Raw genomic sequence first — 22531 nt, 5'->3', positions numbered from 1 at the left:
AATGATCTTTTGATGGAAATATAAACATTTTATTAAAAAGTGCGGTTAGAATAGTCAAACTTTTATTGCTATTATTTCTTACGTAATGAAACTTCTCCACCATTAAACATCTGAATTTTATTGCCACATAATACTTTTAAATAACCACGTTCATCTATGCCTTGTTCAATACCTGAAATAACACCTTGCTCAGTAAGCACCTTTACTTCACTATTTGAAAACGCATTATATGATTGCCATGCTTGTTGAAATTCCTCATCAATACCATTTTGCTCAAAGATATTTAAACGTGTATATAAATGTTGTATAAGTTTGGGTAATAAAGTTTGTCGCTCTACATCAGGATCAATTTCACACACTTCCGCATAAGGCTGACTAATTTCTGTTTGTTTTGACAACGACACATTAATACCTATGCCAATCACTAAATTGAGCATGCCATTTTTATGATTAGCAATTTCAACTAAAATGCCACCTAACTTTCTTTCATCAAACAAAATATCATTTGGCCATTTCACTTGTACATTTAGCACTTCCGCAATCGCCAAACCGATGACTAAACTTAACCCCTCAATTGATTTTTTAGGATCAAATGCCCAATAAAAACTAAACATGATTTGCCCAGCAAAAGGCGATAACCATTGGCGACCACGCCGACCGCGCCCTGCAGTTTGATATTCAGCCACACAAAGATCGCCTTTTTTTAATGAAAGAATATTTTGTAGTATCCATTCATTTGTAGAGGAAATTATCGGCTGATAATGGATGCCATAAGGAAAAAGTGCGGTTGATATTTGCTGAGGATTTAATAAAGGAAGCATTGGCACTAAGCGATAATGTTGTCCATCAACGAGAATATCCAAACCAATTTCACGTAATTGTTGAATATCTTCCTCTAGATTTTTAGAAAACTTTTCCAATTCAGACCGCACTTTTGTCTGACAATCCGATAAATATGTCAATAACGTAAAATTCATCATTCATTCCTTATGGCAAATAGTATGAAAATCATAGCATAAATCCAAAAATTTCGTTTTCAAAATCAAGTAAAATCTGTATAATCCCGCCGCAATATTTTTTAACTTCAACTTAGCGAGAATATTGCAATGTCATTACGCATTAAACAAGAAGCCCTTACTTTTGACGATGTTCTACTCGTCCCAGCTCACTCAACTGTGCTTCCAAATACTGCCAACCTTTCAACTCAACTTACCAAAGAAATTCGCCTAAATATTCCAATGCTTTCAGCAGCAATGGATACCGTAACTGAAACCAAACTTGCGATCTCTTTAGCACAAGAAGGCGGTATTGGCTTTATTCATAAAAATATGACGATCGAACGCCAAGCAGATCGTGTTCGTAAAGTAAAAAAATTCGAAAGTGGTATCGTTTCTGAACCAGTAACTGTTTTACCAAATTTAACGCTTGCCGAACTTGCTGAAATGGTGAAGAAAAACGGATTTGCGGGCTACCCTGTTGTAGATGAGGAAAATAACTTAATCGGTATCATTACTGGCCGTGATACACGTTTCGTAAAAGATTTAAGCAAAACTGTTTCACAAGTAATGACAAAAAAAGAAGACTTGGTGACCGTAAAAGAAGGGGCGAGTCGCGAAGAAATTTTGGAATTAATGCATCAACACCGTGTTGAAAAAGTATTAGTGGTTAATGATAGTTTCAAACTTAAAGGTATGATTACCGTTAAAGACTTCCAAAAAGCAGAACAAAAACCAAATGCATGTAAAGATGAATTCGGTCGTTTACGTGTCGGTGCGGCTGTAGGTGCAGGTGCTGGCAACGAAGAACGTATTGATGCATTAGTGAAAGCAGGCGTAGATGTACTATTAATTGATTCTTCTCACGGTCACTCAGAAGGCGTATTACAACGCGTTCGTGAAACTCGTGCAAAATATCCAAATTTGCCTATCGTTGCAGGTAACGTAGCAACGGCTGAAGGCGCAATTGCATTAGCAGACGCAGGCGCAAGTGCTGTAAAAGTAGGAATTGGTCCTGGTTCAATTTGTACAACTCGTATTGTAACTGGCGTAGGTGTTCCACAAATCACGGCTATCGCAGATGCAGCAGCAGCATTAAAAGATCGTGGTATTCCAGTTATTGCTGACGGTGGTATCCGCTTCTCTGGCGATATTGCAAAAGCTATCGCTGCAGGCGCAAGCTGTGTAATGGTTGGTTCTATGTTCGCGGGTACAGAAGAAGCACCAGGTGAAATCGAACTTTACCAAGGCCGCGCATTTAAATCTTACCGTGGTATGGGCTCATTAGGTGCTATGGCGAAAGGCTCATCAGATCGTTACTTCCAATCGGATAACGCGGCAGACAAACTCGTACCAGAAGGTATCGAAGGCCGTATTCCATACAAAGGTTACTTAAAAGAAATTATCCACCAACAAATGGGTGGCTTACGTTCTTGTATGGGCTTAACGGGCTGTGCAACTATTGATGAATTACGCACCAAAGCGGAATTTGTTCGCATTAGCGGTGCAGGCATTAAAGAAAGCCACGTTCACGATGTTGCTATTACTAAAGAAGCACCGAACTATCGTATGGGCTAATCTTTAAGGTGGGCTTTAGCCTGCCTTTTGCTGTTTAAAGTGCGGTTGGTTTTTGCAAAGTTTTAAATAATATAAACCGCTTACACTATCAATAATAAGAGCATTATAAATGACAAATATCCACAATCACAAAATCCTAATCCTCGACTTTGGCTCACAATATACTCAACTGATTGCGCGTCGTGTGCGTGAAATCGGTGTGTACTGCGAACTTTGGGCGTGGGATGTGACTGAAGAACAAATCCGTGAATTTGCTCCAACGGGTATCATTCTTTCTGGCAGTCCTGAAAGCACAACTGAAGAAAACAGCCCGCGTGCGCCTGAATATGTGTTTAACGCAGGCGTTCCAGTGCTCGGCGTTTGCTATGGAATGCAAACTATGGCGATGCAACTTGGCGGCTTAACCGAAACATCTGATCACAGAGAGTTCGGCTATGCTTCAGTTTCTCTTGAAAATTCAACCGCACTTTTTGCAAATCTTAACGATAATTTAACCGCTTCTGAGCCAAAATTAGACGTTTGGATGAGCCATGGAGATAAAGTCACTCGTTTACCTCAAAATTTCCAAGTAACAGGGACTACTCCAACCTGCCCTATCGCAGCAATGTCAGACGAAAGCCGTCGTTTCTACGGCGTACAATTCCACCCTGAAGTAACGCATACTAAAAAAGGCTTGGAATTATTAACCAACTTCGTAGTAAACATCTGTGGTTGCGAAACTAAATGGACAGCTGAAAACATTATCGAAGATGCCGTTGCTCGCATCAAAGAACAAGTGGGCGATGATGAAGTGATTTTAGGCTTATCTGGTGGTGTGGACTCTTCTGTGGTTGCATTACTTTTACACCGTGCTATCGGCAAAAACTTACACTGCGTATTTGTGGATAACGGTTTACTCCGCTTACACGAAGGCGATCAAGTCATGGAAATGTTTGGCGATAAATTCGGCTTGAACATTACCCGTGTTGATGCTGAAAGCCGTTTCTTAGGCGAACTTGCTGGCGTATCTGATCCTGAAGCGAAACGCAAAATTATCGGTAAAGTATTCGTTGATGTGTTCGATGATGAATCGAAAAAACTCACTAATGTGAAATGGTTAGCCCAAGGTACGATTTACCCTGATGTCATTGAATCTGCAGCAAGCAAGACAGGCAAAGCCCACGTAATTAAATCACACCACAATGTAGGTGGCTTACCAGACTATATGAAACTTGGCTTAGTTGAACCGTTACGTGAGTTATTTAAAGATGAAGTGCGTAAAATCGGTTTGGCATTAGGCTTACCAGCTGAAATGATCAACCGCCACCCATTCCCTGGCCCAGGCTTAGGTGTGCGTGTATTAGGCGAAGTGAAAAAAGAATACTGCGATTTATTACGCCGTGCGGATGCGATCTTTATTGAAGAATTACGCAACAGCGGTTGGTATGAAAAAACCAGCCAAGCCTTCAGCGTATTCTTACCAGTGAGATCTGTAGGCGTAATGGGCGATGGCCGTAAATACGATTGGGTTATTTCCCTACGCGCGGTAGAAACCATCGATTTTATGACCGCACATTGGGCACATTTGCCTTATGATTTATTAGGCAAAGTGTCTAACCGTATCATTAACGAAGTGAATGGCATTTCCCGCGTCGTGTACGACATTAGCGGGAAACCACCAGCGACAATCGAGTGGGAATAGAAAATCTCTATTTCAGATAATTTCTAATTATTTCAGTAACTTTAATAAGTGCGGTTAATTTTCACCGCACTTTATTTTTGTTTAAAAGCCCTTCTATGCCAATCACAATGAGACTTAACCAAATAGGCACATAAGTAAAATAGTCGCTTGTGGTTATTTGATTATCTAGCACAAAGACAGCTATTAAAAAAAGCAATATGGGTTCAATATAACTCAACACCGCAAAAATACTAACTGGAATTTGTTGGCTTGATTTTAAGTTGGCTGAAAGCGAAATCGCACTCACAATACCAAGTGCTGGTAGCAATAACCAATAACGATATTCTTGCGTAACCAAAGAAAGCGTATCGCTTTGAGAAAGAATATAAATAAAACAAGGAATCGAAATTAAAATAATATCCAATGTAATTCCTTGTAGAGCTGGGATTTTCATCCATTTACGGCTTAGATAATAAAATGGATAAACCGTACAAACCCACAAGCTTGTCCATGAAAAACTTTGAGTGTGCCATAATTCATGTGCAACACCGCAGGCAGCCAGTAAAAGCGCAATTTTCTGAATAAATGATAAGCGTTCTTTTAACCAAGCCCATCCTAAAACAGCCATAATCAGCGGAAAAAGAAAATATCCCATTGCAATATTTATCCCTTCGCCATTTAGCGGCGCCCACATAAAGAGCCAGAATTGACTTCCCGCATCTAGTGTCCCCAGTAAAAATAAAACCCAACGCGTCCAACTTTTTCCTAAAGTTGTCGTAATAAGAGACAAAAGAGAGCGGCAACCAATAGTCGGGAATAAAATTAAAAGTAACCCAAAGATCATGGTCAGCATACGCCACGCAAAAACATCTGTTCCGCTAAGTGGTTGGAGCCATATACTAAATAAATACAATATGCCAAATAAACATTGTGAAAAAATGCACAATAATACGCCTTGAATGACTACTTTCATCTTGAACCTCATCTCATCAATGTGATTATTATAAAATCCCAAGGCAATAAAAAATCTCAACTTTATTTTTGATTGTGATAATATTTTTCTTAATGGTTACATTTTTGAGAAATTATCTTATGCAAACACTGGATAAATTAGATCGTAATATTTTGAATGTATTACAACAAGATGCCATGATTCCGTTAAAAGAACTGTCAGAGAAAGTGAATAGTTCCGTTGCAACCTGTCAACGACGTGTGCAAGCATTAACTGATTCAGGCGTTATTACAAAACGAGTTGCAGTTGTTTCCCCAAAAGCCGTTGGGCGTACGATTAGCGTATTTGTCATGGTCGAAATGGATAATCAACATTCTTATTATCAAGAGCAATTTGAACGGAAAATGCGTCAAGAAGACGAAGTGGTGAGCTGTTACGAAATCTCAGGGGACTATGATTTTATGCTGCTACTCCATGCAAAAGATATGGAAAGCTATCACGCATTCACACGCCGAGTATTGACGGGTGAATTTCATGTAAGAACTTATAAAAGTTTATTTGTAATGAATTTTACCAAAGCAGATAGTGGAATTATCTTATAGAACAAGTGCGGTAAATTTTTACCGCACTTTGTGTATGATTAACTTAGTTTTGTCGTCTGTTTTAAGAATAAATAACCAAGTATTGCCGAAACAGTTGATCCAAATAGAATACCTAAACGAGAAAGCGTATTAACACTTTCCCCCGCATTAGCATCAAACGCAAGGCTTGCTAAGAACATTGACATCGTAAAACCGATTCCACATAAAACCGCAACAGCAAAAATTTGTTTAAAATTAATTCCATCTGGTAATTTAGCTAATCCCAATTTAACAGAAATATAACTAAATCCAAATATACCGACTGGTTTACCAATAATTAAACCGCTTGCTATAGCCAATAATAATGGCGACGAAATCATATTCACATCTATGCCTGCAAAACTCACACCAGCATTGGCAAATGCGAAAAGTGGTAAAATAACGAAAGATGACCAAGAGGCTAAAATATGCTCGAAATCATCTAATGGGCGTTCTCCTTTCTTACCTTTCAATGGAATGCTAAAACCAATAATAACGCCTGCTAAAGTAGCGTGCACACCAGACTTTAATACGGAAGCCCATAAAATTGCACCTACGACCATATAAGCGCAAAGTGCGGAAACTTTGAAACGATTTAGTAATATCAGCGCAATAATTGCCACGGCAGAAAAAATTAGTGCTTGTACACTCAATCCGTGCGAGAAAAATAATGCAATAACAACTATCGCACCGAGGTCATCAATAATAGCAAGGGCAAGTAAAAATATTTTCAGTGGAAGTGGCACTTGTTTACTCAATAACGCCATAATTCCCAGTGCAAAAGCAATGTCTGTTGCCATTGGAATTGCCCAGCCATTAGCTAAACTTGGATCTTGTTTAGCGATAAACCAATAAACTACAGCCGGTATAACCATTCCGCCAATAGCTGCAATAGCAGGGAAAATAGCTTGTTGATAGGTAGAAAGCGCGCCTTCAAATAATTCTTTTTTGACTTCCATTCCCACTAATACAAAAAACACCGCCATAAAACCATCGTTAATCCAGTGAATTAAGGTTTTATTAATTGAGAAACTACCAATTTGTAAACTTACAGGCAAATTTAAAAAATCATTATATTGGTTGCTTAACGGCGAATTAGCCAGCAACATCGCAACAACAGCTGAAAAAAGCAATAATATACCGCCAGCAGATTCTAATTTAAAAAAACGTTGGATCAGTTTTATCACATAAACCCCTTTAAAAATACATAGCAAAAAATTCACAAAGGGGCATCCTAGCATATTTTCGAAGTTAAAGGAAAAAGTGCGGTAGATTTTGTCGGGATTTTTAGCGAATTGTCGATAAAATGCCATATATTGTGACAAAATTCACATTTTTAATTTTACGCAATAGGGATTTTATCTACTTTGTAGTAGAATGCAGGCCTTTTTATTTTTAGAGTCAAAAATTATGTTTTCACGTAAAGATATTATCGTTTTAGGAATGATGATCTTCGCCTTATTTTTAGGTGCAGGTAATATCATTTTTCCGCCTATGGAAGGACTTTCCGCAGGACAACATTGGACGAGTGCTTCCTTAGGCTTTGTTTTAACTGGCGTTTTAATGCCATTTATTACGCTTGTCGTGGTAGCGATTTTAGGTCGTGGCGAAGAACTTACTAAAGATTTACCAAAATGGGCTGGCACAGGTTTCCTCGTTATACTTTATTTAACCATTGGCTCTACCTTTGCAATGCCTCGTATCACGAATGTTGCTTATGAAATGGCGTGGTTGCCTTTAGACCTAGTGGAAGATAATGCGAGTGTTCGTTTTGTATTCTCACTCATTTTTAACTTAATTGCGATGGGCTTTATGATTAGCCCAAATACGATCATTTCAAGCGTGGGTAAATTTATGACACCAGCTTTATTAGTGTTACTTATTGCTGTGGCAATTACCGTATTTATTTCGCCTTTATCTGAAATTCAAGCACCAAGTAATGCTTATGAAAATAGCCATTCTTTATTAATCGGCTTAACCAGTGGTTATCAAACCATGGATGTACTTGCAGCCATCGCTTTCGGTGGAATTGTCGCCCGAGCATTATCAGCGAAAAATGTGACAAAAACCAAAGATATTGTGAAATACACCATTTCAGCAGGATTTGTTTCAGTCATCTTACTTGCGGGTTTATATTTTTCGCTTTTCTATCTAGGCGCGACTAGTGCTGCAGTTGCAGAAGGGGCAACGAATGGTGGACAAATTTTCTCTCGTTATGTAAATGTCTTATTCGGTTCAGCTGGGACTTGGATTATGGCAGGTATTATTGTGTTAGCGAGCTTAACAACACTTGTTGGTGTAACTAGCGCATCTGCTGATTATTTTTCAAAATTCTCTGTGCGTTTTTCTTATCCATTCTGGGCCGCACTTTTTACCGCAATGACAATCACTGTTTCACAATATGGTTTAACGGATCTACTTCGCATAACGATCCCAGCCTTGTTATTAATTTACCCAGTAGCTATTGTTCTTGTTTTATTGCAATTCTTACGAAAAAAACTTCCATCAATAAAATTTACATACAATAGTACATTGCTCGTTACGGTTTGTTTTAGTTTATGTGACAGCTTAAATAACGTTAAAATGTTACCAGAAAGCATCAATTCATTATTGAAACACTTCCCTCTTTCATCTGAAGGAATGGCTTGGTTGGTTCCGACTTTAGTAATGTTAGTTGCAAGCATTTTTATTGGAAAAGCATTGCGTAAAACCCATTCTTAATATCACAAAGTGTTTTATTTATCAGCCCTGCGCCGTAAAACTCCGTCCTTCAGGGCGGAGATATAAGGCACAGGGCTGATAAATTTCTAACCACACTTTTTCAAAAATCAAATTAATTTAACAGGTACTTTTACGACCAATTTTTTAATTTTTTCTGTTTTTCCATTCACTACACAGCAAGGCTTGTGCGGTTCATAAGGATAGAATACAGCGAACATTTTTGGTTTCATTGTGACGGTGAATTTATCATCAATATCTGCACAAAGTTGATAATCATCCGCTTCGTTGTAATCTTCATACTTAGATAAATTCGGATAGGTTGCGCCCACTTCGATATTTTCCGTGCCACGAATAAGCACTTGTACATCTAAGTATTCATGATGTAATTCTGCTTTTTTACTGCTTGATTCTGCAGTTTCTGGTTCCATTACGTTCATATAAATTTGATCGTTAATATCATGGCGACCATTTTCTAACGCATTCAAATCTAACGTATTCAAATAATCACATACTTCAGCAATCACTTTTGGTAAACCAACTTTAAAATTCGGGCTGGTTAAACTGCTAATAATCATAGAATTTTCCTTATAGTGGATAAAAGTTACACTATGATACCAAGTCGGTTAAATGAAATAAAGCCACCGATTACATCATCTCTCTTGATTAATCCAATTAGCTCTTATAGTGCCGAGTGGAAGAGAGCAAACATCTTGCCAACTTATTGACGCATAAAGTCTAAACAATGAAATTACGGCATTAACACAAACATTTTCAGAAAAAATATTATCAAGAGGCTTATGAGGACCTGTAAAATGAAAAATAACAGGAGAAATATCAAGAGTATTAATTGAAATCATATGATCTAATTGGAAATTATAACGCTTGTCTAATGGAATCCACTGATCCTCAAAATAGTAATTTAGAATATCTTGATCGCCGTAAATTAAACTTTCTTTTAATTGGATATGTAATGTAATTAATTCTTTAGAAAATGATGAAATTCCTAATTGATACTTATCCATATTAAAATATAAAACACCAGCATTGAAATAATCCTTATCTTTATAAGGATGGCCAATGCGAGTTACATAAGGATCTAAAACTGCTGCTATTGTATGACGAGAGAAATCTAAATATTCAAAAGGAAGCGTAATATTGCCATTAATCACGATATCACAATCAAGATAAATCCAATAAGGAATATCACTATAATGAAGTAAGCGATCAATATAAAATCTTAAATAAGTGGCAGAAGTAATATAATTATTTGCACTAAAAGAATCTAATTCTGATTTATCTATATGAACTAATTGTAATGTTGAATAGCGTTTAGCAAAATAAAGTTAGCCATTAAAGCCAAACATCCTGTATAATGCACGGGCTTTATTTTCTACATTAGCGTGCGGCTATCAAAAGAAATTTTTAAACGCCCAAAGTGCGGTCATTTTTTCGAAAAATTTCTTTTGCTAGTCGCAATCTGGGAAATAAGGCATTGTTTTTAATATAAATTTTAAGGAAAACATTGTGAATCCAATTGTTAAACAATTTAAATACGGTCAGCATACCGTTACTCTAGAAACTGGCGCGATTGCACGTCAAGCAACGGCTGCGGTTATGGCAAGCATGGACGATACCACGGTATTCGTGACTGTTGTTGCTAAAAAAGATGTGAAAGAAGGTCAAGATTTCTTCCCATTAACCGTAAACTATCAAGAGCGTACTTATGCGGCGGGTAAAATCCCTGGTGGTTTCTTCAAGCGTGAAGGTCGTCCATCTGAAGGCGAAACTTTAATTGCACGTTTAATCGACCGCCCAATTCGTCCATTATTCCCAGAAGGTTTCTTCAACGAAATCCAAGTTGTGGCAACTGTGGTTTCAGTAAACCCACAAATCAGCCCTGACTTAGTGGCAATGATCGGTGCTTCTGCAGCATTAACCTTATCTGGCGTGCCTTTCAATGGTCCTATCGGTGCAGCGCGTGTTGGTTTTATCGACAACCAATTCGTATTAAACCCAACTATGGCTGAACAAAAACAAAGCCGTTTGGACTTAGTGGTTGCAGGTACTGACAAAGCCGTATTAATGGTTGAATCTGAAGCAGACGTTTTAACTGAAGAACAAATGTTAGCAGCAGTCGTATTCGGTCATCAACAACAACAAGTTGTGATTGAAGCAATCAAAGAATTTGCAAAAGAAGCGGGCAAACCACGTTGGGATTGGGTTGCTCCACAACCAAACACAGATTTAATCAACAAAGTAAAAGCGATTGCTGAAGCACGTTTAGGCGATGCATACCGCATTACTGAAAAACAAGCTCGTTACGAACAAATCGATGCGATTAAAGCGGATGTGATTGCGCAAATCACAGCTGAAGATGAAGAGATCAGCGAAGGTAAAATCGTGGATATTTTTACCGCACTTGAAAGCCAAATCGTTCGTGGTCGTATCATTGCAGGCGAACCACGTATTGATGGTCGTACCGTTGATACTGTTCGTGCATTAGATATTTGCACTGGCGTATTACCACGTACTCATGGTTCTGCGATTTTTACTCGTGGCGAAACGCAAGCATTAGCTGTTGCAACCTTAGGTACCGAACGTGATGCACAAATCATTGATGAATTAACGGGTGAACGTCAAGATCACTTCTTATTCCATTATAATTTCCCTCCATATTCTGTAGGTGAAACAGGTATGATCGGCTCGCCAAAACGTCGTGAGATCGGTCACGGTCGTTTAGCAAAACGTGGTGTAGCGGCTGTTATGCCAAGCCTTGCAGAATTCCCGTATGTTGTGCGTGTTGTCTCTGAAATCACTGAATCTAACGGTTCTTCTTCTATGGCATCTGTATGTGGTGCGTCTTTAGCATTAATGGATGCAGGTGTTCCTATCAAAGCTGCTGTTGCTGGTATCGCAATGGGTTTAGTGAAAGAAGAAGAGAAATTCGTGGTGCTTTCAGATATCTTAGGTGATGAAGACCACTTAGGTGATATGGACTTTAAAGTGGCTGGTACACGCGAAGGTGTAACAGCACTTCAAATGGACATCAAAATTGAAGGTATCACCCCTGAAATTATGCAAATTGCATTAAACCAAGCGAAAAGTGCACGTATGCACATTCTTGGTGTCATGGAACAAGCAATCCCTGCTCCACGCGCTGATATTTCTGACTATGCACCGCGCATCTATACAATGAAAATCGATCCTAAGAAAATCAAAGATGTGATTGGTAAAGGTGGTGCAACAATCCGTTCACTAACTGAAGAAACTGGCACTTCTATTGATATTGATGACGATGGTACAGTGAAAATTGCCGCAGTAGACAGCAATGCAGCGAAAAACGTAATGGGACGTATTGAGGAAATCATTGCAGAAGTTGAAGCTGGCGCAATTTACAAAGGTAAAGTCACTCGTCTTGCTGATTTTGGTGCATTCGTCGCAATCGTTGGAAATAAAGAAGGTTTGGTTCATATTTCTCAAATTGCTGAAGAGCGCGTAGAAAAAGTTAGCGATTACCTTCAAGTGGGTCAAGAAGTAAACGTAAAAGTTGTTGAAATCGATCGTCAAGGTCGTATTCGTTTAACAATGAAAGACTTGGCTCCAAAACAAGAAACTGAAATTAACCAAGAAGATCCTGTCGAAGAACAGGAATAATCTTGGAATATAGAATCAAAACTTGGTAGCATTCGCTGCCAAGTTTTGTTGTTTTCCAACTTTTAGGCATAAAGAAAGCAAATGCGGTGTTTTCGCTTATCTCGCCATTTTATAGTCTATTTATTTAGCTTATGTGCGATCTTACTTCTTGCTGGCTGTGTTCAGTCTAGGGGCGGTTTTGTGTCTAAAAATCATGTCGTGTTGGCTGAACAAAACCCGAATACTCACTTTGAACAAGAAGTGATGATCGTGCGATTAAGCCAAGTACTACTGGTTGGAAAAATGAGTAATGAAGAACGTGCATCGCTACATTTTGAACGTGGCGTACTCTATGATTCTCTTGGATTATGGGGACTTGCTCGTTATGATCTTACTCAAGCCCTTGCATTACAGCCGAAAATGGCATCTGTGTACAATTACTTAGGGCTTTATTTATTGCTTGAAGAAGATTACGACGGCGCATTGGATGCTTTCAATACGGTGTTTGAATTAGATTCAGGTTATGACTATACCCACCTTAATCGTGGTTTAAATTTTTATTATGTAGGGCGCTACCATCTTGCTCAGCAAGATTTCTTACAGTTCTACCAAGCCGATAAAAAAGATCCCTATCGTGTCTTATGGCTATATTTGAACGAACAAAAATTAAAACCACAAGAAGCCCAAACAAACCTTGTTGAACGAGCAAAAGGGCTATCAGAGGACTTCTGGGGTACACACATCGTTCAATATTACTTAGGACACATCTCTGTAGAAGAATTACAACAACGTGCAAGTGAATTTGCCGAAAATTCACAACAATATGCTGAAATTCTCATAGAAACCTATTTTTATCTAGCAAAACAAAAACTCAATGTAGGGCTAGTAGATGAAGCAGCAGCTTTATTTAAACTAGCTATGGCAAATCAGGTTTATAACTTTGTTGAGTATCGTTTTGCTGCGTTTGAACTCATGAAATTAAAACCGGTTCAAACAGAAGACGAAAAAGAAGAGAAAAGTGCGGTAACAAAAGCGATTGTTTTCTAAAAATCAATCAAAACTCACCGCTCTTTACAGTAGAACGAATAGAAAAATTCATTCGCTCTGCTCAACTTAATAAACCGAAGGCCTCTTTGAGCTTTCCTTATTTATATTCGAGTATTTTAATGACTGACAAAATTACTTTTAATGACTTAGGCTTACCTGAGTTCATCTTAAAAGCTGTTTCTGACTTAGGTTTTGAAACACCTTCTCCAATTCAACAATCTTGTATCCCGCATTTGCTCAATGGCAATGATGTGCTAGGTATGGCACAAACAGGTAGTGGTAAAACCGCTGCCTTTGCACTGCCTTTACTCGCGCAAATTGATCCAAGTGAAAAACATCCACAAATGTTAGTGATGGCACCCACTCGCGAACTTGCTATTCAAGTTGCCGATGCGTGCGAACAATTTGTTAAATATGCACAGGGCACTCGCATTGTTACCTTATATGGTGGCCAACGTTATGACATCCAACTTCGTGCATTAAAACAAGGCGCACAAGTGATTGTGGGTACACCAGGTCGTATTCTTGATCATATTCGTCGCGGAACATTAAATCTTTCTGAACTTCGTTTTATCGTATTAGATGAAGCCGATGAAATGCTACGCATGGGTTTCATTGATGATGTAGAAACCGTCATGGCTGAATTACCAGAAAATCATCAAACTGCGTTATTCTCTGCAACAATGCCTGAACCGATCCGTCGTATTACGAAACGTTTTATGAATGATCCACAAGAAGTGAAGATCAAGGTTAATAACGAAAATGCCCCAGATATTGAGCAAAGTTGTTGGTATGTGCACGGCGTGCGTAAAAATGAAGCGCTTCTTCGTTTCTTAGAAGTGGAAGATTTTGATGCTGCGATTATTTTTGCTCGCACTAAAACAGGTACTTTAGATATTACAGAACTACTTGAAAAAAATGGTTTCCGTTCTGCCGCACTTAATGGTGATATGACACAACAATTACGCGAACAAACCCTCGATCGCTTACGTAACGGCAGTTTAGATATTGTTGTGGCAACCGATGTGGCCGCACGCGGTATTGATATTGAACGTATCAGCCTTGTGGTGAACTACGACATTCCGCTTGATGCAGAATCTTATGTACACCGAATTGGCCGTACTGGTCGTGCTGGTCGTTCTGGTCGTGCTTTATTATTTGTTGAACCTCGCGAGCGTCGTTTACTTCGTAATATTGAACACCTAATGAAAAAAGGTATCAATGAAGTAGAATTGCCAAATCATCTTGTGTTACAAGAATGCCGCCGCAAAAAATTTGTCGCCAAAATTACGAAACAACTCGAGCATCACGATTTAGAGCAATATCGTAGTTTATTAGAAGACTTATTCACAGCCGATCAGGATCAAGAAAATATTGCTGCAGCAATGTTGATGCTGCTTCAAGGCAAACAAAAACTCATTCTTCCACCTGATCCACCAATGGAAAAACGTCGTCGTGAACGTAATGATCGCGGTGATCGCCGTGAAAATCCACGTTCAGCTGAACGTCGTGGCGAATGTAAAGGCTATGGAAATCCACAACCAATGGATTTATATCGTATCGAAGTCGGTCGTGCAGATGGTGTAGAAGTTCGCCATATCGTTGGTGCGATTGCTAACGAAGGCGATATTAACAGCCGTTATATTGGTCATATTAAACTTTATGATGATTACACTACCGTTGAATTGCCACAAGGTATGCCGAAAGAATTATTGCAACAATTCGGAAAAACACGAGTATTGAATAAACAAATGCAAATGTCTTTCTTAGGTGCAGTAAAATCCGATAATTCCCGTGGCAGCGATGATTTTAACGGTAAACGTAAAGGTCGTGGTGGCGATTTCCGTGGAGAGCGCGGACGTGAACGCGGCAATGATAATCGTGGAAATCGTAAATTTAATGAAAAAAGTAACCGCACTTTTAGCGATAAACCACGCCGTGATCGTAGATCATCATTCTAAAAATAAATCGTCTGATATTTTAGATACACTTAGCCCCTTGAACCTCAAGGGGGCTTTTTATTGTCTATAGTGAAAGTTTTGGCTACAATCCCATAACTTTTTTATATAGGAAAAATCATTGAAAGGTCTTTTTTTACGTATTATTACTGCTCTAGCGTTATTATTTTGGGCTATTGATATGGTGTTCCCATGGCAATTTTTACGTCATACTGAAGAAAATCATTATACTGCAATTCAAGCTAGGGGATCACTTTATGTAGGAACAATAAATAACCAGATTTCTTATTTTATTAATAAAGATAGCGAACGAGGCTTTGAATATGAATTAGCCAAAGCATTTGCCGATACTTTAGGCGTAGAACTCGAAATGAAAATTTTCGATAATCAAGAGCAGTTATTTGATGAACTTGATAAACACAATATTGATTTAGCTGCCGCCCACCTTTTATACCATCCTCAAAATGCGGAACGTTTCCAAATAGGTCCTGCATATCATTCTGCTTCATGGCAATTAGCTTATCGAAAAAATGAAAATCGTCCTAAAAATTTAGGTAACGTAAAGAAAGATATTTATATCTCAAATAATTTAGCATTAGAAGAAACGCTAAAAGAATTACAAAAACAATATCCACAATTAATTTGGAAAAGAAATCAAGCACTTACTCAAGAAGAACTATTACTACAACTGGCTGAAGGCAAAATTCCTTACGTTATTGCAAATTCTATTGATATTGCTGCAATTCAACAAATCAAACCAGAATTAGCCATTGCCTTTGATATTACTGATGAAGCAAACGTTCACTGGTATTTACCCAATAGCCCCTACCGCGATCTACAAACGGCTTTACTCAATTTTATGAATAATGCCGAAGAAACGGGACTTTTAGATAATTTAAAAGAAAAATATTTAGGACATATTTCACAATTTGATTACGTGGATATGCGCTCTTATATGAACGCAATTGAAAATACCCTGCCACAATTCTCACCGCTCTTTGGAAAATACAAAGGTGAATTAGATTGGCGACTACTCGCAGCAGTGGCTTATCAAGAATCTCATTGGAATCCTGACGCAACATCGCCAACTGGAGTACGTGGCATAATGATGCTCACCAAAAATACCGCACAACATATGAAAATCAGTGATAGAACAGATCCTGAACAAAGTATTAAAGCTGGTTCAGAATATTTACACTGGTTGATTAGTCAGCTTCCTGAAAGCATTGAAAAGGAAGAAAGAATTTGGTTTGCCTTAGTTGCCTATAACATAGGACTCGGTCACTTAATTGATTCACGCCGTTTAACTCAAAATCTTGGAGGAAATCCAGATAATTGGCTCGATGTGAAAAAAAATCTGCCTTTATTAGCAGAAAAACGCTATTATTCCCAACTGAAATACGGCTATGCGCGAGGCTATGAAGCCCATCAATATGTAGAAAATATTCGCCGCTATATGAATAGCATAGTGAATTATCATCGAGTCCAAGAAAATCAAACAACGAATGATAATGCCAACAACGAAAGTGCGGTTAAAAATTTAGAAGAAATAAAAGAAAATGAGGATTAATAAAATGTTAAAACGCAAAACTTTTCTTAAAAAGAAAGCTAATTTACAACAAAGTTCTTTATCACGTAATCTACGTTTAAGACGTTTAAAACACCGCAAACAACAACAATTTTCGAGACATTCATTACAATTTGTCGTACAAGAAATTTGTTGCTAAGTAATCTATTTTTCTTATCAAAATAAAGAAAAAATAACCGCACTTTTTTATGTAATTTATATCATTAAAGTGCGATCTTTGTTTTACAATAATCGTAAAATATAGTGTGAAATTTTATAGATTAATCAATATTTTATTCTGATTTTATCCCTAAGTTTCCAATTTTCACACCGACTAGACCAATCGAGACGGGATCAAAATAATCCCCTAAAAATTTGAACAATTCATTTAACTCTGTAAAAGAACGCTGCATTTTTATTTGATCCTCCACTTTACGCACAAATTCATAGCGTATGTTATTTTCTTCAAAATAAGCTGTTAGAGTTAAATAAATCGTTTCAAAGAAATGGCTTTTTGCCCCCTCCTCTCCGGGATCACTAATACGCACATTCCACGTATTATTAAGTAGAATTTGAGGCTGTTTTGACATATTTTACTCCTTATTATTTTAACCTAAGAAAAACCCGATTATAAAGTTTCTGTAATCAAAAAATTTATAATCGGGCTTTTCAAACATTTTCCCTGGGTGTTTCGCCTTACGTTGGTAACTGCCTTTCCCTTTACGTTTTTTCTCAACACGCTGACGAAATAATTTATCGCCTAGCAATGCCATCACTGCATTATCTTTTATCACGCCTCGAGTGTGCAAATAAACGGTTTCATTTTCAACCGCACTTTTTTGTTTCTTTCTCATAAATTTTCCTTAAAAAAGCCGCGGAAGGATTTCCACGGCTGGTGCATTATACATGCAAACGTTTAAATTACAAAATCTCAAGTACAGTTTCTGGCGGACGCCCGATTTTAGCTTTATCGCCATTAATAACAATTGGGCGTTCAATAAGTGCTGAATGTTCACTTATCGCTTTAAATAATTCTGCTTGAGAAAGATCTAAATTATCTAAATTTAAGCTTTTATATAGTTCATCTTTCGTGCGCATCATTTGGCGAACATCATCAATTCCTAATTTTTTGGCAATGCTTTGTAATTCATTAACGGAATACTGCTTTTGCAAATACAGTTCAATAATCGGCTGAATACCTTTATTTTCTAATAATGCTAGCGTTTCACGGCTTTTTGAGCAATGTGGGTTGTGATAAATAATAACAGACATAGGATTTCCTCTTAGTAGCTATAAACACTGTAAATTTTAACTTATAATGGCAAAAAAATACTTATAGGAAAAGAAATTATGCTAGAAATGTTAAAAAGCTGGTACTCACGCCGTTTAAGTGATCCACAAGCAATGGGACTATTAGCTATATTATTATTTGGCTTTATCTCCATTTATTTTTTTGGAGATTTAATTGCGCCTTTGTTGATTGCTCTAGTACTATCCTATTTACTTGAAATACCAATCAATTTTTTAAATCAATATTTAAAATGCCCAAGAATGTTAGCGACAATTCTTATTTTCGGTAGTTTTATTGGTCTAGCAGCAGTTTTCTTTTTGGTATTGGTGCCAATGTTGTGGAATCAAACTATTTCCTTATTAAGTGATTTGCCCGCTATGTTTAATAAATCTAATGAATGGCTACTCAATTTACCCAAAAATTATCCTGAACTTATTGATTATTCAATGGTTGATTCTATTTTCAATTCTGTGCGAGAAAAAATCCTTGGTTTTGGCGAATCTGCTGTAAAACTTTCTTTAGCCTCTATTATGAACTTGGTTTCTTTAGGGATTTATGCCTTTTTAGTGCCATTAATGATGTTTTTTATGTTGAAGGATAAATCAGAACTTTTACAAGGCGTTAGCCGTTTCTTACCGAAAAATAGAAACTTAGCTTTCAAAGTATGGAAAGAAATGCAACAGCAAATTTCTAATTACATTCACGGAAAATTATTAGAAATACTGATTGTCACTTTAATCACTTATATTATTTTCTTAATTTTCGGGCTAAATTATCCGCTCTTATTGGCTTTTGCGGTGGGTCTTTCAGTTCTCGTCCCTTATATTGGCGCAGTTATTGTCACGATTCCTGTTGCATTGGTTGCTTTATTCCAGTTTGGAATCAGCCCAACATTTTGGTACATCATTATTGCTTTTGCTGTAAGCCAACTTTTAGATGGAAATCTCCTTGTGCCTTATTTATTTTCTGAAGCCGTCAATTTACATCCACTAATTATTATCATTTCAGTATTAATTTTTGGCGGTTTATGGGGATTTTGGGGTGTATTCTTTGCCATTCCTTTAGCCACTTTAGTAAAGGCCGTAATAAATGCCTTACCTCAAGATTAAATAATCTTTGAATTTTAAGTACTTTATTTAATTAGAGATTTATATAAATAAAAAATAGTTAATCGTAAATTTTCGATTAACTATTTTTTTTAATTTATTCTAAAAGTAAATTAACTAAGGTAATTCATCAATTTCTTTATCTACTTTAGGCGGGATCATATGTTCACGACGTAAACCAACATCGTATGCAATGGCGATGGCAACAAAAATCGAGGAATAAGTACCAAATCCAATACCTACGAGTAAAGCAAGTGAAAAGTTATGAATGGAAGGACCACCAAAGAAGAACAATGCCATCACGACAACTAATGTAGTAACCGAAGTAATGATAGTTCTTGATAAAGTTTGCGTTAAAGAAATATCAATAATATCAATCGTATCCAATCGTCTAATTTTTCGGAAATTTTCACGAACTCGGTCAAATACCACAATACTATCGTTGATGGAGTAACCCACCACAGATAAAATCGCTGCGACAAAAGTAAGATCAATTTCAATTTGTAATGCAGAGAATACCCCTAGCGTAATAATGACGTCGTGCGCAAGAGAAGCGATACTGCCAAAGCCTAAACGCCATTCAAAACGTGACCCCACATAAATAAGCACCATTGCTAATGTCGCTAAAGTCGCATATACCGCACCTTGTGCTAATTCTTCACCAACATTTGGGCCAACGAACTCAATACTGCGAATTTGAATGTCTTTATCTACATTCTGTAGCATACTTTTGACGTGTTCACCAATGGTAGAATCATTATTACTTGCAGGTAAACGAATCATCACATCCTGAACCGATCCTGTGGTTTGAACAACTGGACTTTCAATTCCATTTTCGTGAAGTTTACTACGAATTTGTTCAAGGTTAGCGGACTGCGAGAAGTGAGTATCAAATACCACTCCACCAGTAAAATCTAAGCCCCAGTTAAATCCTTTGGTAATAATAAAAAATAGAGAAATTACCATTAAAAGTGCGGATAATATATAACCCCATTTACGCACTTTCATAAATTCAGTCAATGGGAACGGGAGCTTTATCCCATTGATTTCACGGATAAAATGTCCGTCTTTATCTTTTGTAAAAAGTTTCATCATTTCCCGCCTAAATTAATAATTTTTTAAGTTGTTTGCCGCCGTAAAGGGCATTAACTAATGCGCGAGTTCCAGTAATCGCGGTAAACATAGAAATCGCAACACCAAGTGAAAGCGTAATCGCAAAACCTTGAATTGGGCCTGTTCCTACCGCGTATAGAATAATTGCGGTTAAGATTGTGGTTAAGTTAGCATCAAAAATAGAAGTAAATGCACCGTTATAACCTTCATTAATGGCTTGCTGAATTGAACGACCATTACGAATTTCTTCTTTAATACGTTCAAAAATCAATACATTCGCATCTACTGACATACCTAAAGTTAAAACGATACCCGCAATACCCGGCATTGAAAGTGTCGCGCCGGGTAAAATAGACATTAATCCCACAAGTAATACGATATTAATAACAAGTGCAAAACTTGCAATCACACCAAACATTTTGTAGTAAAACAACATAAAGGCAATAACAGCAACTAATCCCCAAAGACTCGCATTAATCCCTTGCTCTACGTTTTGTGCACCTAATGATGGGCCAATTGTGCGTTCTTCAACAATTTGAATTGGTGCAATTAATGCGCCAGATTTCAACAAGGTAGAAAGATTATGTGCTTCGGCAATACTATCAACACCAGTAATTTGGAAATTAGAACCAAAACGACCTTGAATTGTTGCAACATTAATAACTTCTTCATGCTTTTCTAAAATGGTTTTGCCATTTTCATCTTTTTTGCCATTATCTTTATATTCAACATAAAGCGTTGCCATTGGTTTTTTGTAATATTTTTTAGTGGTCTGAGACATAATCTCGCCACCTTCGCTATCCAAGGTTACACTCACTTGCGGCGTGCTTGAATGCTGATCTAAACCAGAGCTTGAATTAATAATATGCTCCCCACCTAATACGGCACGTTTAAATAGCGCAACAGGATGCCCTTGGCGATCATATTTAACTTCCGAATCAGCTGGTAACATATTACGAGAAATAGCATCAGCTGTAACATTTTGATTTACGATACGAAACTCAAGTGTTGCCGTTGCCCCTAAAATTTCTTTTGCGCGTGCAGTGTCTTGAACACCTGGTAATTCAATCACAATACGTTCAGCACCTTGACGTTGAATTACCGCTTCTGCAACACCTAATTCAGCAACACGTTTACGTAAAATCGTTAAGTTTTGCTCAATGGCTAAGTCGCGTGCTTCATTTAATGCTGCAGTAGATAGCCCTAAATTAATACTATCAGCATCAGGCTCAGTAATGTCTAATGTTGGATGTAATTGTCGAATAATTCGCTCAGCTTTAGCACGCTGGCTCACATTAGCTAAGGTTATCAACGTACCAAAATGCTCAGTATTTTTAATTGCCGTATATTGAATTTTTTCTTTGCGAAGTTCGCCACGCAAACTGTCTTGTAATTGCTCTTGGCGTTTTACAAGTGCGGCATTCATATCGACTTCCATCAAAAAACGAACCCCACCGCGTAAGTCTAATCCCCATTTCATAGGATTCGCACCAAACATACTTAACCAAGCTGGAGTGGCTGGAGCAAGATTTAATGCGGTGGTGTAATTATTGCCAAGACGTTCAGCAATTTTATCTTTAGCAAGAAGTTGATCATCGGTATTAGTAAAACGAGCTAGAATTGAGCCATTCTCAAGCACGATAGATTTGGTTGGAAGATTATTGGTTTTAAGCACATCTTGAACTTGTCCAAGCACGCTAGTATTTGCTTCTTGACCGCGCGTACCGGAAATTTGCACCGCAGGATCTTCACCATAAATATTTGGAAGAGAATATAAAATCCCGATGGCCACAATAAAAATAACCATCAAATTCTTCCATAATGGATAACGGTTTAACATAGTTTTCCTTTTCTTTTCTAACGCACAGAGCCACAATGCGTGGCTCTGGAAAATAATTTAACGTTACTCTTAAAGTGATTTTAATGAACCTTTAGGAAGAACGCTCACAATGTAGTTACGATTAATCGTAATTTCTGTCGTGTCGTTTAACGCAATCACGATGCTATCGCTACCTTCGGTTACTTTAGTAATTTTGCCGATTAAACCACCAGCAGTTAAAACTTCAGTACCTTTTGCAAGCTCAGACATCAATTTTTTGTGTTCTTTATTGCGTTTAGCTTGCGGGCGATAAATCATAAAGTAGAAAATTAAACCAAAGATCACGAAAATAAATAGCGTGGACATTGGGCTTTGTGCTTCCATTGTGTTTTCCTTATTAATTTAAGTTAAAAATTTTGCGTAAAATACCATAAATTGCTTCATTGGGAAAGGCGAACTAAGCCCAATATC

20 protein-coding genes are annotated in these 22531 nt (G+C 37.5%); 9 read left to right on the top strand and 11 right to left on the bottom strand.

Annotated features, from left to right (window positions below; all coding sequences use genetic code 11):
- Nucleotides 1-71: 71 nt before the first annotated feature.
- The gene (gene birA / locus HMPREF2813_RS01010; RefSeq protein WP_005686642.1) at nt 72-977 is read right to left on the bottom strand and encodes a bifunctional biotin--[acetyl-CoA-carboxylase] ligase/biotin operon repressor BirA; all 906 of its coding nucleotides are present in this window, start codon (nt 975-977) and stop codon (nt 72-74) included.
- A 129-nt stretch (nt 978-1106) separates the two neighbouring features.
- Between birA and guaB the strand changes: the two genes are divergently transcribed.
- Both guaB and guaA read left to right on the top strand, forming a co-directional pair.
- The gene (guaB, locus tag HMPREF2813_RS01005; RefSeq protein ID WP_005686644.1) at nt 1107-2573 is read left to right on the top strand and encodes an IMP dehydrogenase; all 1467 of its coding nucleotides are present in this window, start codon (nt 1107-1109) and stop codon (nt 2571-2573) included.
- A 109-nt stretch (nt 2574-2682) separates the two neighbouring features.
- Entirely contained in the window at nt 2683-4254 is a 1572-nt protein-coding gene (gene guaA, locus HMPREF2813_RS01000; protein ID WP_014550523.1) for a glutamine-hydrolyzing GMP synthase, read from the top strand.
- Nucleotides 4255-4315: 61 nt separating this feature from the next.
- On the opposite strand, the gene rarD is transcribed toward guaA, so the two are convergent.
- Nucleotides 4316-5206 (bottom strand): EamA family transporter RarD, encoded by an 891-nt coding sequence (gene rarD, locus HMPREF2813_RS00995; protein ID WP_005686648.1) that lies wholly within the window; start codon nt 5204-5206, stop codon nt 4316-4318.
- A 119-nt stretch (nt 5207-5325) separates the two neighbouring features.
- On the opposite strand from rarD, the gene HMPREF2813_RS00990 reads away from it, so the two are divergent.
- Nucleotides 5326-5787, top strand: a complete 462-nt coding sequence (locus HMPREF2813_RS00990; protein ID WP_005632111.1) for an Lrp/AsnC family transcriptional regulator — start codon at nt 5326-5328, stop codon at nt 5785-5787.
- A 38-nt stretch (nt 5788-5825) separates the two neighbouring features.
- Here the strand turns inward: HMPREF2813_RS00990 and nhaA are convergent, their stop codons facing one another.
- Nucleotides 5826-7028, bottom strand: coding sequence for a Na+/H+ antiporter NhaA (gene nhaA, locus HMPREF2813_RS00985; protein WP_005692234.1), 1203 nt, complete (start codon nt 7026-7028; stop codon nt 5826-5828).
- A gap of 187 nt (nt 7029-7215) precedes the next feature.
- Here nhaA and brnQ point away from each other — a divergent pair, with 187 nt between their 5' ends.
- The gene (brnQ, locus tag HMPREF2813_RS00980) at nt 7216-8526 is read left to right on the top strand and encodes a branched-chain amino acid transport system II carrier protein (protein ID WP_014550521.1); all 1311 of its coding nucleotides are present in this window, start codon (nt 7216-7218) and stop codon (nt 8524-8526) included.
- Nucleotides 8527-8633: 107 nt separating this feature from the next.
- Here the strand turns inward: brnQ and nanQ are convergent, their stop codons facing one another.
- Both nanQ and HMPREF2813_RS00970 read right to left on the bottom strand, forming a co-directional pair.
- Complete coding sequence (nanQ, locus tag HMPREF2813_RS00975; protein ID WP_014550520.1) at nt 8634-9101, bottom strand: N-acetylneuraminate anomerase; 468 nt, start codon at nt 9099-9101, stop codon at nt 8634-8636.
- 75 nt (nt 9102-9176) lie between these two features.
- Nucleotides 9177-9785, bottom strand: coding sequence for a glycosyltransferase (locus tag HMPREF2813_RS00970; RefSeq protein WP_228840879.1), 609 nt, complete (start codon nt 9783-9785; stop codon nt 9177-9179).
- Between the two features lie 265 nt (nt 9786-10050).
- Here HMPREF2813_RS00970 and pnp point away from each other — a divergent pair, with 265 nt between their 5' ends.
- The 4 genes from pnp (at nt 10051) to mltF (ending at nt 16734) form a co-directional block, all read left to right on the top strand.
- Entirely contained in the window at nt 10051-12180 is a 2130-nt protein-coding gene (gene pnp / locus HMPREF2813_RS00965; RefSeq protein WP_014550518.1) for a polyribonucleotide nucleotidyltransferase, read from the top strand.
- A gap of 81 nt (nt 12181-12261) precedes the next feature.
- Nucleotides 12262-13206, top strand: coding sequence for a lipoprotein NlpI (nlpI, locus tag HMPREF2813_RS00960; protein WP_048946954.1), 945 nt, complete (start codon nt 12262-12264; stop codon nt 13204-13206).
- Between the two features lie 119 nt (nt 13207-13325).
- Nucleotides 13326-15167 carry a DEAD/DEAH box helicase gene (locus HMPREF2813_RS00955; protein WP_014550517.1) on the top strand — a complete coding sequence of 614 codons (1842 nt, stop codon included), beginning with the start codon at nt 13326-13328 and terminating at the stop codon, nt 15165-15167.
- 118 nt (nt 15168-15285) lie between these two features.
- On the top strand, nt 15286-16734 hold the full coding sequence (gene mltF, locus HMPREF2813_RS00950) for a membrane-bound lytic murein transglycosylase MltF (RefSeq protein WP_041174604.1): 1449 nt from the start codon (nt 15286-15288) through the stop codon (nt 16732-16734).
- Between the two features lie 290 nt (nt 16735-17024).
- Here mltF and HMPREF2813_RS00945 read toward each other — a convergent pair whose 3' ends face one another.
- The 3 genes from HMPREF2813_RS00945 to arsC form a co-directional block, all read right to left on the bottom strand.
- Nucleotides 17025-17321, bottom strand: coding sequence for a DUF5377 family protein (locus HMPREF2813_RS00945; protein WP_014550515.1), 297 nt, complete (start codon nt 17319-17321; stop codon nt 17025-17027).
- An 18-nt stretch (nt 17322-17339) separates the two neighbouring features.
- Nucleotides 17340-17585, bottom strand: coding sequence for an alternative ribosome-rescue factor A (locus HMPREF2813_RS00940; RefSeq protein ID WP_005653419.1), 246 nt, complete (start codon nt 17583-17585; stop codon nt 17340-17342).
- Between the two features lie 67 nt (nt 17586-17652).
- On the bottom strand, nt 17653-18003 hold the full coding sequence (arsC, locus tag HMPREF2813_RS00935; protein WP_005664106.1) for an arsenate reductase (glutaredoxin): 351 nt from the start codon (nt 18001-18003) through the stop codon (nt 17653-17655).
- A gap of 78 nt (nt 18004-18081) precedes the next feature.
- Between arsC and HMPREF2813_RS00930 the strand changes: the two genes are divergently transcribed.
- The gene (locus HMPREF2813_RS00930) at nt 18082-19131 is read left to right on the top strand and encodes an AI-2E family transporter (RefSeq protein ID WP_005664109.1); all 1050 of its coding nucleotides are present in this window, start codon (nt 18082-18084) and stop codon (nt 19129-19131) included.
- A 114-nt stretch (nt 19132-19245) separates the two neighbouring features.
- On the opposite strand, the gene secF is transcribed toward HMPREF2813_RS00930, so the two are convergent.
- From secF to yajC, 3 genes are all read right to left on the bottom strand, one after another.
- Nucleotides 19246-20220 carry a protein translocase subunit SecF gene (secF, locus tag HMPREF2813_RS00925; RefSeq protein ID WP_005656163.1) on the bottom strand — a complete coding sequence of 325 codons (975 nt, stop codon included), beginning with the start codon at nt 20218-20220 and terminating at the stop codon, nt 19246-19248.
- A gap of 10 nt (nt 20221-20230) precedes the next feature.
- Nucleotides 20231-22081, bottom strand: a complete 1851-nt coding sequence (gene secD, locus HMPREF2813_RS00920) for a protein translocase subunit SecD (protein WP_005653411.1) — start codon at nt 22079-22081, stop codon at nt 20231-20233.
- A gap of 69 nt (nt 22082-22150) precedes the next feature.
- The gene (gene yajC, locus HMPREF2813_RS00915) at nt 22151-22444 is read right to left on the bottom strand and encodes a preprotein translocase subunit YajC (protein WP_005645638.1); all 294 of its coding nucleotides are present in this window, start codon (nt 22442-22444) and stop codon (nt 22151-22153) included.
- Nucleotides 22445-22531: the final 87 nt, after the last annotated feature.

The organism is Haemophilus sp. HMSC066A11 (genome assembly GCF_001811665.1).
In the GTDB taxonomy this organism is placed as follows: Bacteria; Pseudomonadota; Gammaproteobacteria; order Enterobacterales; family Pasteurellaceae; genus Haemophilus; species Haemophilus influenzae.
This window is presented reverse-complemented; position numbering and strand designations above follow the sequence as displayed.

Coding starts and splice junctions, on each gene's coding strand:
- rarD (WP_005686648.1), bottom strand. CDS start 5,206: ATGAAAGTAGTCATTCAAGGCGTATTATTGTGCATTTTTTCACAATGT.
- nanQ (WP_014550520.1), bottom strand. CDS start 9,101: ATGATTATTAGCAGTTTAACCAGCCCGAATTTTAAAGTTGGTTTACCA.
- birA (WP_005686642.1), bottom strand. CDS start 977: ATGAATTTTACGTTATTGACATATTTATCGGATTGTCAGACAAAAGTG.
- arsC (WP_005664106.1), bottom strand. CDS start 18,003: ATGTCTGTTATTATTTATCACAACCCACATTGCTCAAAAAGCCGTGAA.
- HMPREF2813_RS00940 (WP_005653419.1), bottom strand. CDS start 17,585: ATGAGAAAGAAACAAAAAAGTGCGGTTGAAAATGAAACCGTTTATTTG.
- guaB (WP_005686644.1), top strand. CDS start 1,107: ATGTCATTACGCATTAAACAAGAAGCCCTTACTTTTGACGATGTTCTA.
- HMPREF2813_RS00990 (WP_005632111.1), top strand. CDS start 5,326: ATGCAAACACTGGATAAATTAGATCGTAATATTTTGAATGTATTACAA.
- HMPREF2813_RS00930 (WP_005664109.1), top strand. CDS start 18,082: ATGCTAGAAATGTTAAAAAGCTGGTACTCACGCCGTTTAAGTGATCCA.
- secD (WP_005653411.1), bottom strand. CDS start 22,081: ATGTTAAACCGTTATCCATTATGGAAGAATTTGATGGTTATTTTTATT.
- HMPREF2813_RS00955 (WP_014550517.1), top strand. CDS start 13,326: ATGACTGACAAAATTACTTTTAATGACTTAGGCTTACCTGAGTTCATC.
- secF (WP_005656163.1), bottom strand. CDS start 20,220: ATGAAACTTTTTACAAAAGATAAAGACGGACATTTTATCCGTGAAATC.
- HMPREF2813_RS00945 (WP_014550515.1), bottom strand. CDS start 17,321: ATGTCAAAACAGCCTCAAATTCTACTTAATAATACGTGGAATGTGCGT.
- brnQ (WP_014550521.1), top strand. CDS start 7,216: ATGTTTTCACGTAAAGATATTATCGTTTTAGGAATGATGATCTTCGCC.
- nlpI (WP_048946954.1), top strand. CDS start 12,262: ATGCGGTGTTTTCGCTTATCTCGCCATTTTATAGTCTATTTATTTAGC.
- yajC (WP_005645638.1), bottom strand. CDS start 22,444: ATGGAAGCACAAAGCCCAATGTCCACGCTATTTATTTTCGTGATCTTT.
- guaA (WP_014550523.1), top strand. CDS start 2,683: ATGACAAATATCCACAATCACAAAATCCTAATCCTCGACTTTGGCTCA.